This window comes from Pseudoalteromonas sp. GW168-MNA-CIBAN-0100 (assembly GCF_040309225.1).
In the GTDB taxonomy this organism is placed as follows: Bacteria; Pseudomonadota; Gammaproteobacteria; order Enterobacterales; family Alteromonadaceae; genus Pseudoalteromonas; species Pseudoalteromonas arctica.
In genome coordinates this window covers 1-241 of the sequence record NZ_JBEOOL010001015.1, presented here as the reverse complement: position 1 = coordinate 241, position 241 = coordinate 1, and the positions used below count along the sequence as shown (strand labels likewise).

General features: G+C 40.2%; 1 protein-coding gene. It reads right to left on the bottom strand.

Annotation, left to right across the window (positions count from 1 at the left end):
- Positions 1-241: SCO family protein (locus AAEY62_RS24420; RefSeq protein ID WP_350637065.1), on the bottom strand; the 241-nt coding region annotated here is incomplete at both ends.

Genomic DNA, 241 nt, shown 5'->3' with positions numbered 1-241 from the left:
CCCTATATTTTGATACTTAATGTTTAATGCTGCAGCTAAGCTGCGCACATCATCGGCTGAGCCTGTTAATAAGCTCCAATTATGTGCACTTAGCTTTCTGCTTTGGGCAAAGCTTTGTAATACCGTCGGGGTGTCTGTATCAGGGGTAAGCGAGACTAATATAAATCCAACATTGTTTTTTTCTTCATTACTAAGCTTATTTTCAATAGCTTGCATGGTCGACACAATAGTAGGGCAGGTA